The organism is Lysinibacillus contaminans (genome assembly GCF_001278945.1).
Lineage (GTDB): Bacteria > Bacillota > Bacilli > Bacillales_A > Planococcaceae > Lysinibacillus > Lysinibacillus contaminans.
In genome coordinates this window covers 284,882-297,099 of the sequence record NZ_LGRV01000001.1, presented here as the reverse complement: position 1 = coordinate 297,099, position 12,218 = coordinate 284,882, and the positions used below count along the sequence as shown (strand labels likewise).

The window sequence follows — 12,218 nt, the reverse complement described above, 5'->3', positions numbered from 1 at the left end:
TATATATATAATCACAGCCAAAACAGACCAACACAAATTGTGTTGGTCTGTTCTCTTTTTTCTACTATTAAAATGAATACATATTAAACTTGATTTTTTGCTTTGAAAACACGTTCCATTTCGCGTTTTGCTTCTTTTTTACGCATATCATTACGTTTATCGTAATCTTTTTTACCTTTACCGACGCCAATTAGTAACTTCGCATAGCCGTCTTTAATGTACATTTTTAATGGAATGATTGTATAGCCGTCACGTTTTACAGCACCAACTAGTTCGCCGATTTGTTTTTTGTGCAGCAATAATTTCCGAGCTCTTAGTGGGTCATGGTTAAAACGATTTCCTTGTTCGAAAGGACTGACATGCATATTACTAATCCATGCTTCACCATTACTAATTCGGACGTACGAATCCTTTAGCTGAACCTTACCAGTACGTATCGACTTGATTTCTGTACCTGTTAAGACCATGCCCGCTTCGATTGTTTCTTCAATAAAGTAATCGTGTCCAGCTTTTTTGTTTTGTGCTAATACTCTTCCTGCGCCTTTTGCCATTATGCTCACCCTCTACTCAAAGGTTGGGTAGGACGTAGCCTACCCATTCCATAATTATTTACGTTTTGTTTTTTTCTTTTTCCCTTTTTTTGCGACGCTTTCGTAAAACTTTTGTTTTTGTTTTACGTCTTTTTTCGGTCCTGGGCTCGAGCCATCTGTGCGACGACCACGTGGATCGCGGGCACTTTCACGACGTTCCCCACTTTTTGGTGATTCACTAGGACCTTTTTTATCATCTGTGCGGCGACTTCTACCAACTCCAGATTTTTCCGTACGACTGCCACGGCCGCCTTTACTATCGCTATAGTTTTTACGTGTATGAATAACTGTCGGTGCAGCTTTACGTGTGCGACCATAAGACGTTACCATGCCCACGATTTCAAAATCGATCGATGATTCTTCTATAATAACATTAGCTACGCGCACTTTCACTTCATCACCAATACGGAATTGACGATTTGTACGTTCCCCAATCATAATCATTTGACGATCATCAAAACGATAATAGTCATCTGTCATATTGCTAATATGCACAAGACCTTCAATTGTGTTTGGTAGCTCAATGAATATACCGAAGTTCGTCACTGAAGAGACAATTCCTTCAAACTCTTCACCAATTTTATCAGACATATATTGCGCTTTTTTCAGTGCATCCGTATCACGTTCTGCATCCACTGCACGACGTTCACGTTCAGAAGTATGATCGGCAATTTCATCCATCGCCATGCTCCATTGTGCAATCGTTTCTTTCGAAGTATCCTTATTCACTAAATACGTGCGGATTAATCGGTGGACGATTAAGTCAGGGTAACGACGAATTGGCGATGTAAAGTGTGTATAGAAATCAGTCGATAAACCAAAGTGACCAATGCTTTCAGGATAATACTTCGCCTGTTGCATCGAGCGAAGTAACATCGTAGAGATGACTGGCTCTTCAGGCATACCTTCAATTGCTTTTAACACATCTTGAAGCGCCTTTGGATGTATCGTATTGCCTGTTCCTTTAATTAAAATACCGAAGTTCGTAACAAATTCAAAGAAGCGTTGTAACTTTTCTGGCTTCGGATCTTCGTGAATACGATAAATAAATGGCACGTTCATCCAATGGAAATGTTCTGCCACTGTTTCATTGGCCACTAGCATGAAGTCTTCAATTAACTTCTCTGCCACTGTACGTTCACGAATCTCAATATCAACCGGCCAGCCGTCTTCATCGACAAGTACTTTTGACTCTTTAAAATCAAAGTCAATTGCACCACGCAACGTACGTTTACGGCGCAAAATAGCAGAAAGATCTGCCATGTCCTTGAACATAGGCACAAGTGGCTTATAACGGGCTATAAGCTCCTCGTCTTGCTCTTCTAAAATTTTGTACACATCTGTATACGTCATACGCTCAGTTGTTTTTATCACACTTTGGAAAATTTCATGGGAAACGACATTACCGTTTGCATCAATAATCATTTCACATGATAATGTTAAGCGATCTACTTGTGGATTTAACGAGCAAATACCGTTTGATAGTCGATGTGGAATCATTGGAATCACACGGTCAGTTAAATACACACTTGTCGCACGGTCATACGCTTCAATATCAAGGACCGAGCCCTGTGTTACATAGTAACTTACATCTGCGATATGTACGCCAAGTTTATAAGTGCCATCTCCATTTTTAGTGACTGTTACTGCATCATCTAAGTCTTTTGCATCTGCACCGTCAATCGTCACAATTGTTTCGTGACGTAAATCACGGCGATCTTGCAAATCTGCTTCTGAAATTTCATCTGGCACTTGTTGCGCAGCTGAGATTACTTCATCCGGAAACTCTGGTGGAATATCGTGTTTATATAAAATAGATAGGATATCTACACCCGGATCATTTTTATGTCCTAAAATTTTAGTAATATAGCCAGTTGCTGATTTTAAATCTTCTGGCCATGTAGAAATTTCCACCACTACTTTATGTCCATCAACAGCGCCTAATGTGTCACCCTTTGCGATGAAAATATCCATCGGCAATTTTTTATCATCTAATACAACGAAACCAAAGCCACGGTTTGCTTGGAAAGTGCCGACAAATTTCGTTTGACCACGCTCTACAACTTTCGTCACTGTTCCTTCTCGGCGATCACCAAATGATTCTTTCAATACACGAATCAATACGGTATCACCATTAATGGCACCATTTACCTCATGCGGCGGAATAAATACATCATCCATACCTTCCACATCAGGCGCCACAAAACCAAAGCCCTTTGCATGCCCTATAAATTTACCTCGCAGTAAATTCATACGTTCTGGTAAGCCGTAGCGGTTCGAGCGAGAACGAACAACCAAGCCTCGACCTTCCAAACGCACCAGTGTTTTCACTAACTCTTTAAATTCATCCGCGTCCTCAAAGCCAAATTCGTCCTCGATTTCGCCAACTGTTAGCGGACTATATTCCTCTTCACCAAAAAAATCGAGTAATCGACTTTCGAGTGAATCTTTATTGTTTGTCATATATTTTACCTCCTTCTTACTGAAAATCTATATGTTATTCTTCAGTCTACCCAATTTAGGCTTTCTAAAAAACGATAAATATCCTCATGTAATTGATCTTTTTCTTGATCTAATGTAATAACGTGTTTCGAGTTTTCATACCACTTGATATACTTTTCAAGTGACTCTATTTCATTATATATAATATTAGCGGAACCTGTATCTATTACCTCATCATTTGTTGATTGTACGACCAAAATTGGGGCATAGATCATATCAATTCCTTCGCGTGTCTGTGCTATAAATTGACGCAACTGTGGCAATGAAGGCATTCCTTTTTCCGCAATTAAAGCTACTTCAGCTTCAATTTGCGACTTTTCTTTGCCTTCAAATTTTTTATAATCTCGAGCATATTTCAGAACGCCCTCAAACATGACATCTGTTGTACGCATCGTCATCGGCGCACACATCGTGATAATGCCCTTGACTGGATAATTTGCCGCGACATTTAATGCCATTACACCGCCAAGTGACAGTCCCGCTACGGCAATTTCTTGATAGCCCGCATCTTTTAATTGTTGGTACGCATCTTGTACGTCCCTCCACCAATCAGCTGGACTTGTTGTAATGAGTTCCTCTGGTTCCACACCGTGACCTTTATAGTGAGGTGCTAACGTAGTATACCCTTTTTTCTCTAAAAATCGACCAAGCATACGCACATCTGCAGAACTGCCTGTAAAGCCATGTAACAGTAAAACCGCACGTGAACCTGCTTGAAAGAAAAATGGCTGCAATAATGATTTATTCATTACACACCCTCCTTCATCATCAGCTTATCTCTATTATAACCAAAATCAATTACATCTCAGCTTAATTGTGTCAGATTATTGAATTAAGTTAAAAGAAAACGCCCAACCATGCTCGGTTAGGCGATACATCTTCAACTATTAGATTTTCGTAATAGCGATTGCTAGTAAGAAGAATAATACTGCTAATACAATTGTCGCGCGGTGAAGGACTAAATCCATTCCACGTGCTTTTTGCTTTCCAAATAGTTGCTCAGCCCCACCCGAGATGGCACCTGACAAGCCTGCACTTTTACCTGATTGAAGCAATACAACGACAATCAATGATAATGATACGACGATTAATGAAACTAATACTACTGTATGCATCTACTGCACCTCCCGAACTTTGAAACATCACAACACACTACATTATAACAAAAAGTGGTTGCTGTTACAATGTACGAATCCAAATTGTCTACATAATTGACTCTCAGCTTCTATATGTAGAAGATAAAGGAAATAATTATAACTTTACCTATGATATGTGGTATGCAAATGCCACTTGCGTATTTTGTAGTTTACAATGCTTACCTATCTATAGATTCTTTGAAAGAAATATTAATTAGAAATAATGCAGGTCTTATAGACTCAGATATTCCTAACACTGAATTCACTGACCAGGCGTATAATTCAAATTTCATGAAAGATACTACTCATATAGGATGGACAAACCGTGCCTATCTTAGCCAAAAGATAAATCAATTTCGAAAGTCTATAAAAGTACCCTTAACAAATTCCCACCTATTTTTAACATAAAACCAAAATAGTTTAATTTCCATTTAATAGTACCTTCACATTCCTCCGTTACACTTATTATGATTTCAATTATATGAGGAGGTAAATTATGAAATTTTCAAAAAAATGGAGTTCATTAGCTTTAGCAAGTGCCATCACGCTTTCATCACTTAGTATTTCCCACCCTGAGGTAAAAGCACAGGAAATAAAAAAACCAACAAATGTAATTATGCTTGTCATGGATGGGAGTAGTAATAATGCCATCACACTTTCACGCTGGTACAAAGGTGAAAGCTTAGCTATGGATGAAATTTTAACAGGTGCTATGCGTACGTATTCTGCTGAGTCTGCGATTACTGACTCTGCACCAGCAGCGACAGCATTAGCAACTGGCCATAAATCAAATGATAAATATGTCGGTGTTTTACCTTCACTCATTAACTCACCAGGACTTGAACAGATTGCTAAAGAAGATGCTTTCAAACCTGTAGCGAACGTTTTAGAAGGAGCAAAACAAAAAGGCAAAGCAACTGGTATTATTTCAACTTCAGAAATTCAACATGCAACACCAGCAGGTTTTTCTGCGCATGTAAAAAACAGAAGCCAATATGGCGACATCGCTGAGCAACAAGTTTACCAAAACATTGACGTTGTTTTAGGTGGTGGACTTGAATCATTAGCACCCGGTTCAACAAAAAATGCTCGTAAAGATGGCGAAAATTTAATTTCAGTGCTTGAAGACAAAAAGTACGATCTAGTACAAACACGAGATGAACTGTTCAAGAGCCAATCCGATAAAATTTGGGGAAGCTTTGCACCAAGTGCACTTGCCTACGATTTTGACCGCAAGGCGACAGCGGTCAATGAGCCTACACTTGCTGAAATGACAAATAAAGCGATTGATACATTGCAAAAAGATAAAGACGGTTTCTTCTTATTTGTAGAAGGTAGTAAAGTCGATTGGGCAGCACACGCCAATGACACAATTGGTATGATCAGTGATATATTATCGTTTGATGATGCAGTCAAAGAAGCAATTGATTTTGCAAAAGAAGATGGAAACACAATGGTTATTGCTGTTACAGACCACGGAAATAGTGGGATTACAATGGGGAATGCCAATACAACGAATACGTATTCTAGTATTCCAGTTTCTGCTTATATTGATCCATTGAAAAAAGCAACGATGACAATTGAAGGTGCCCTTAGCAAATTAAAAACAGATAAATCGAACCTTGTTGAAGTGGCAACACTTTACGGTTTAGATAATTTAACAGAGGATGAGCTTGGCACACTAAAATCTGCTGAAGACCTAGGTAGTGAAATGGTGAAAATGCTCGCAAATCGCGCTAATATTGGCTTTACAACGGGCGGACATACAGGTGAGGATGTATTCCTTTACTCTTACGGTCCTAGTAAGGTTTCTGGACTCGTAGAAAACACAGACTTGGCACATGCTATGGCTAGGTTTATGGACTTTGATTTAGGTAAACTAACAAACGATTTATATGTCCCTGCTACTCAATCCTTAAACGCAAAAGGTTTTACCACTACTATCGATGTATCTGATGTAGAAAACCCTAAATACATCGCTAAAAAGGGACAACTGACAGTTACAATTCCAGTCAACAAAAATATTGCGATCTATGAGCAAGTTACTACAAATGGCGAGGCTTCTATAAAAACACAAACATTTGATACAATTAACATTTATAACGGAACTGATTTCTACGTTTCGGAAAAATTATTAAAAACAATTCAATAAATTCATAAAAAAACGGGATGTCTCCATTGTTTATGAGACATCCCGTTTTTCTTCTTTAACGTAAAACATCCTTCATAAAATGTGCCATCTGGCCACTAACGTCACTTAAATTCCCAATAATCTCACTGAATTGTTGTACAAGCTCAGCCTGTTCATTAGATGCTGCTTGGACTTGTTCCATACTTTCCATTAGAGATTGTACATTACTTGTAATGGTCTTAAGAGATGTTTCAATTTGCTCTGTTGCTGTAGAGGTTTCATTTGAAAGCTTACGAACCTCTTGTGCCACGATATTAAAGCCAGCACCGAATTGTCCTGCTCTTGCAGCCTCGATTGAAGCATTGAGCCCTAGTAAATTCGTCTGTTTTGAAATTGTCTTAATGAAATCTGTCACTTCATTTGAACGTTGTGAATTTTCTAATGCTTGTCTTGAGCGATCTGTCATCGTTTCACTTGTCGCAGATAATTCTTCTGAATGTGCAGCAACAGCAGTAATTTTAAGCTGTAAATCATTGATGATAGCTTGCAAGCTTTGCATATATTCTTCAACTTTCTGCTGTGCCTCTACTGGGAAAATAAAACTTAATGCGCCAACTACCTTACCATTTTCACGTACCGGATACATTTCACTAGTCATAGGTGAACCGAATATTTCTACTGGAACATCCATTTTTATAATTTGACCTTGAAATACTCTACGTAATTCCGGTGAATCAGCAAAGATTGTACCTTGTTCTAAATGCAATTTAACCTTCGTACCATCTAACACCGACATGACTGAGCGAGTTTCTATATCGTTTAATGTAATTGCAATTTCTTTATCAAACACCTCATGAAAAATTGGCAAGGTTTCTATTAATGATTGTAAAATACCCATGTGAAATTCCCCCTTAATTACTATTTTATCTCAATTAATTATGTAAAAGAAGGGATGTTCCAAAAGTTCATACATGCTTTTAGAACATCCCATATTGTTGCTAGCGCTTATTTTAGATTATAGAAAGAATTTAAACCAAGGTACTGAGCTGTTGCACCAAGTTGATCTTCAATGCGAAGAAGTTGGTTGTATTTAGCTACGCGGTCCGTACGAGACGGAGCACCTGTTTTAATTTGGCCAGCATTTGTAGCAACTGCGATATCAGCAATAGTAGCATCTTCTGATTCACCAGAACGGTGAGAAATTACTGCAGTATAGCCTGCACGTTTTGCCATTTCGATTGCATCAAATGTTTCTGTTAGTGTACCGATTTGGTTAACTTTAATAAGAATTGAGTTACCAACACCTTGCTCAATACCAGCAGATAATTTTTTCGTATTTGTCACGAATAAATCATCTCCTACTAATTGTACACGAGAACCGATACGTTCAGTAAGTAATTTATGACCAGCCCAGTCGTTTTCGTCTAAGCCGTCTTCAATTGAGATGATTGGGTATTTAGATGTTAATTCTTCGTACCAATCAACCATTTCTTCAGAAGTTTTTACAACGCCTTCACCATCTAAGTGGTATTTGCCGTCTTCTTTGTTAAATAATTCAGATGAAGCTACGTCCATTGCAAGGCGCACTTCTTCGCCTGGTTTGTAGCCAGCTTTTTCGATTGCTTCAAGAATAACCGTGATGGCTTCTTCATTTGAACCAAGGTTTGGTGCGAAACCACCTTCGTCACCTACAGCTGTATTGTAACCTTTGCCTTTAAGTACTTCTTTTAAGTTATGGAAAATTTCAGCACCCATACGTAATGCATGACGGAAGCTTTCTGCTCCAACTGGCATAATCATGAATTCTTGAATATCCACGTTGTTATCAGCGTGTGCACCACCGTTGATGATGTTCATCATTGGAACTGGTAGTTGTTTTGAATTGAAACCACCCAGGTATTGATAAAGAGGTAGATCTAAATAATCTGCCGCAGCATGTGCTACTGCCATAGATACACCTAGGATTGCGTTAGCACCTAGTTTACCTTTGTTTTCAGTACCATCAAGCTCGATTAAAGCTTGGTCAACAACTACTTGGTCAAGAACAGAGTAGTTTCCTTCTAATTCTTGTGAAATAATTGTGTTAACGTTCTCAACTGCTTTTAAAACACCTTTGCCTAGGTAACGAGATTTGTCACCATCGCGTAATTCAACTGCTTCGTATTCACCTGTAGATGCACCTGATGGCACGATTGCACGGCCAAAAGCGCCTGACTCTGTAAATACTTCTACTTCTACTGTTGGGTTACCACGTGAGTCTAAAACTTCGCGCGCATAAACTTGTGTAATAAATGGCATAATTAATTCTCCTCTTTTTCAATTAATGATTTCCCTGTCATTTCAGCAGGTTGTGATACCTCTAATAATTCTAACATGGTTGGCGCCAAATCGGCTAAAATGCCACCATTTCGTAACATTAAATTCGGTTTTGTCACAATAACTGGAACAGGGTTTGTTGTATGAGCTGTCATCGGGTTGCCTTCTAAAGTTACAACTTCATCAGAATTCCCATGGTCAGCTGTAATAATTGCTGCGCCGCCTTTTTCAAGCAGGGCATCTACCACTTTTCCAAGACATTCATCTACTACTTCGATTGCTTTAATCGTAGGCTCTAACATCCCGCTATGCCCCACCATATCTGGGTTTGCGAAGTTTAGTATAATGCCGTCAAATCGATCTGCTGCAATCGCTTCTAGCAATGCTTCCGTTACTTCATAAGCACTCATTTCTGGTTTCAAATCATACGTCGCTACTTTAGGAGAAGCAATTAATATACGTTCCTCACCAGAAAATTTTTCCTCACGTCCGCCACTCATAAAGAAAGTAACGTGCGGGAATTTTTCAGTTTCTGCAATACGTAGTTGTGTTTTACCATTGGCAGCTAACACTTCACCAATCGTATTTTTCAAATTGTCATTTTCAAAAGCAACTTGCGCATTCACTTCATCACTATAATGTGTAAAGGACACGAATTTTAAATTTTTCGGATGATTTTCAGACAAAGCAAAGCCGTCGAATTCACTATTCGTAAATACTTTTGACAGTTGAATCGCACGGTCAGGACGGAAGTTGAAGAAAATTACTGCGTCATTGTCATCAATTGTCGCCACCGCTTTGCCTTGTTCTTGAATGCTAAACGGTATAACAAACTCATCAACCGCATCTTTTTCATACGATTCTTTAACCCCAGCAACTGCACTCTCTGCTTTGTTCCCAACACCATCCACCAGCACATTATAAGTAAGTGCTACGCGGTCCCAGCGTTTGTCACGGTCCATTGCATAATAACGACCATGAATCGATGCGAACTTACCAACACCAATTGATGCCATTTGCTTTTCAGTCTCTTCGATGTAACCAAGTGCTGTTGTAGGGCCAACATCACGACCATCTAAGAAACCATGTACAAATACATCCTCTAGGCCTTGCTGTTTTGCAAGTTTCAATAGTGCAAACAAATGCTCATAATGGCTATGAACACCACCATCAGATAACAAACCAAGTAGATGAAGCTTAGAGTTATTTGCTTTTACGTGTGCTATTGCGTCAAGAAATGCTTGATTTGTAAAGAAATCACCTTCACGAATCGATTTGTTCAATCGCGTTAAACTTTGATACACGATACGACCTGCACCGATATTTAAGTGCCCTACTTCAGAGTTCCCCATTTGACCGTCTGGTAACCCTACCGCTTCACCAGCTGCCGTTAACGTTGAATGAGGGTAGTTATTCCAAAAACGATCGAAGTTAGGCTTGTTTGCTTGTGCCACTGCATTTCCGAATGTTTCGTCTCGAAATGCAAAACCATCTAAAATAATTAATGCTACTGGCTTTTTAGGCATTTGCTGCCGCCTCCAATAATTTTAAATATGACTCAGGTTGCAAGCTTGCACCGCCGACTAAAGCGCCGTCGATATGCTCTTTTGAAAGTAATTCCCCGATATTATCAGGTTTCACACTTCCACCGTATTGTATACGGATAGATTTTGCTGTTTCAGCATTATATAATTTCTCAACAACTGCACGAATAGCCCCACATACTTGGTTTGCATCGTCTGCTGTCGCTGTTTTGCCTGTGCCGATTGCCCAGATTGGTTCATAGGCAATCACCATATGCTCCACCTCTTGTGCTGAAAAACCATTAAGAGCAGCTGTGATTTGACCTGCTACTTTTTGTTCAGTCGTACCTGCTTCACGTTCTTCTAGCGTTTCACCACAGCAGATAATTGGCACAATATTATGCGCTAGTGCCGCTGCAACTTTTTTGTTGATCGCTTCATCTGTTTCATTGTAATATTCACGACGCTCTGAGTGACCTAAAATAACATAGTCCACGTCAACGCTTGCTAGTTGAGCCGGGCTGATTTCCCCTGTGAATGCACCTTCGTTTTCGTAATGCATTGTTTGAGCACCGATTGCAAGATCTGATTCACCCGCAACTTGCACAAGTGTCGGTAAATAAAGAGCTGGAGCGCAAATAACTGCGTCTACTTTATCAATTGAAGGAATTTTGTCCAATACAGTATCGACAAATTGAACTGCCTCTTCGAATGATTTATACATCTTCCAGTTACCTGCAATAATTGGTTTACGCATGGATAGTTCCTCCCATAACTTATTTATCGTTTAACGCTAGAATACCAGGTAGTTCCTTACCTTCCATTAACTCTAAAGAAGCGCCACCACCTGTTGAGATGTGGTCCATTTTATCTGCAACACCAAATTTTTCAACTGCCGCCGCTGAGTCACCACCACCGATTACTGTATAGCCAGCAGTTGCTGCCATTGCGTCAGCTACAGTTTTTGTTCCGTTTGCGAATTTATCCATTTCAAACACACCCATTGGTCCGTTCCAAATAATGAGCTTCGAATTTTTAATCACTTCACCATATTTAGCTGCAGTTTTAGGACCAATATCAAGACCCATCCAGTCAGCTGGAATTGCCTCTGCATCAACTACTTGTGTTTCTGCATCTTTTGAAAATTCATTCGCAACAACAGCATCTATTGGTAAATGTAGTTGTACGCCTTTTTCTTTTGCTTTTTGAATAAATGATTTTGCTAACTCAATTTTATCTTCTTCTAAAAGAGACTGTCCGATATCATATCCTTGTGCTTTAAGGAACGTGTAAGATAAGCCACCACCGATAATTAAATGGTCTACTTTTTCAAGTAAGCTTTCAATCACGCCGATTTTATCTTTTACTTTTGCCCCACCAATAATAGCTGTAAATGGGCGCTCTGGGTCTGATAGTGCTTTACCAAGCACATCTAATTCTTTCTCCATTAAAAAACCTGCTACAGCTGGAATATGTTTTGCAATACCTTCTGTTGAAGAGTGTGCGCGGTGTGCGGCACCGAATGCATCATTTACATAAACATCCGCAAGACGAGCAAATTGTTCTGCAAGCGTCGGATCATTTTTCTCTTCACCTGCGTGGAAGCGTACATTTTCAAGTAGCACGATGTCACCATCTTGCATTTTTGCTACAGCAGCTTCTACCGCTTCACCGATTGATTCATCCAATTTTGTCACTGGTTTACCAATTAGTTCAGCTAATCGAACACCTACTGCTGTTAAGCGCATATCTTCTTTTACTTCGCCTTTTGGACGCCCCAAGTGTGAAGCTAAAATAACTTTTGCACCTTGCTCTACTAGATACTTAATTGTTGGAATGGCTGCACGAATACGTGTTTCGTCTGTAATTGAACCGTCTTCCATTGGTACGTTAAAATCGACTCGTACAAAAACTCGCTTACCTTTTACATCAATATCTTTCATCGTCTTCTTATTTAACATGAAGAAACCCCCTTCAAAGTTGGTTGGTTATTAGGTGTAAGTATTTTACCCATCTTGGT

10 protein-coding genes are annotated in these 12,218 nt (G+C 39.3%); 1 reads left to right on the top strand and 9 read right to left on the bottom strand.

Features of this window, described 5'->3' with window-relative positions; genetic code table 11:
• Window positions 1-83 precede the first annotated feature (83 nt).
• From smpB to secG, 4 genes are all read right to left on the bottom strand, one after another.
• Window positions 84-551: an SsrA-binding protein SmpB gene (gene smpB, locus AEA09_RS01500; protein WP_053582154.1), complete on the bottom strand. Its 468-nt coding sequence runs from the start codon at window positions 549-551 to the stop codon at window positions 84-86.
• Window positions 552-605: 54 nt separating this feature from the next.
• Window positions 606-3,053 carry a ribonuclease R gene (rnr, locus tag AEA09_RS01495; protein WP_053582153.1) on the bottom strand — a complete coding sequence of 816 codons (2,448 nt, stop codon included), beginning with the start codon at window positions 3,051-3,053 and terminating at the stop codon, window positions 606-608.
• Window positions 3,054-3,094: 41 nt separating this feature from the next.
• Window positions 3,095-3,841 carry an alpha/beta hydrolase gene (locus AEA09_RS01490; RefSeq protein WP_053582152.1) on the bottom strand — a complete coding sequence of 249 codons (747 nt, stop codon included), beginning with the start codon at window positions 3,839-3,841 and terminating at the stop codon, window positions 3,095-3,097.
• A 138-nt stretch (window positions 3,842-3,979) separates the two neighbouring features.
• The gene (gene secG / locus AEA09_RS01485) at window positions 3,980-4,207 is read right to left on the bottom strand and encodes a preprotein translocase subunit SecG (protein ID WP_053582151.1); all 228 of its coding nucleotides are present in this window, start codon (window positions 4,205-4,207) and stop codon (window positions 3,980-3,982) included.
• A gap of 517 nt (window positions 4,208-4,724) precedes the next feature.
• Between secG and AEA09_RS01475 the strand changes: the two genes are divergently transcribed.
• Entirely contained in the window at window positions 4,725-6,380 is a 1,656-nt protein-coding gene (locus AEA09_RS01475) for an alkaline phosphatase (RefSeq protein WP_053582149.1), read from the top strand.
• Window positions 6,381-6,435: 55 nt separating this feature from the next.
• On the opposite strand, the gene AEA09_RS01470 is transcribed toward AEA09_RS01475, so the two are convergent.
• The 5 genes from AEA09_RS01470 to AEA09_RS01450 all read right to left on the bottom strand — a co-directional run bounded on the left by AEA09_RS01470 (window position 6,436) and on the right by AEA09_RS01450 (window position 12,159).
• A complete protein-coding gene (locus tag AEA09_RS01470; RefSeq protein ID WP_053582148.1) occupies window positions 6,436-7,257 on the bottom strand; it encodes a methyl-accepting chemotaxis protein in 822 nt (273 codons plus the stop codon).
• A 107-nt stretch (window positions 7,258-7,364) separates the two neighbouring features.
• Window positions 7,365-8,657 (bottom strand): phosphopyruvate hydratase, encoded by a 1,293-nt coding sequence (gene eno, locus AEA09_RS01465; protein ID WP_053582147.1) that lies wholly within the window; start codon window positions 8,655-8,657, stop codon window positions 7,365-7,367.
• Between the two features lie 2 nt (window positions 8,658-8,659).
• On the bottom strand, window positions 8,660-10,201 hold the full coding sequence (gpmI, locus tag AEA09_RS01460; protein ID WP_053582146.1) for a 2,3-bisphosphoglycerate-independent phosphoglycerate mutase: 1,542 nt from the start codon (window positions 10,199-10,201) through the stop codon (window positions 8,660-8,662).
• Window positions 10,194-10,955 carry a triose-phosphate isomerase gene (tpiA, locus tag AEA09_RS01455; RefSeq protein WP_053582145.1) on the bottom strand — a complete coding sequence of 254 codons (762 nt, stop codon included), beginning with the start codon at window positions 10,953-10,955 and terminating at the stop codon, window positions 10,194-10,196. The genes gpmI and tpiA overlap by 8 nt, the downstream gene beginning before the upstream one ends.
• Window positions 10,956-10,974: 19 nt before the next feature.
• The gene (locus tag AEA09_RS01450; protein ID WP_053582144.1) at window positions 10,975-12,159 is read right to left on the bottom strand and encodes a phosphoglycerate kinase; all 1,185 of its coding nucleotides are present in this window, start codon (window positions 12,157-12,159) and stop codon (window positions 10,975-10,977) included.
• Between the last annotated feature and the right edge of the window lie 59 nt (window positions 12,160-12,218).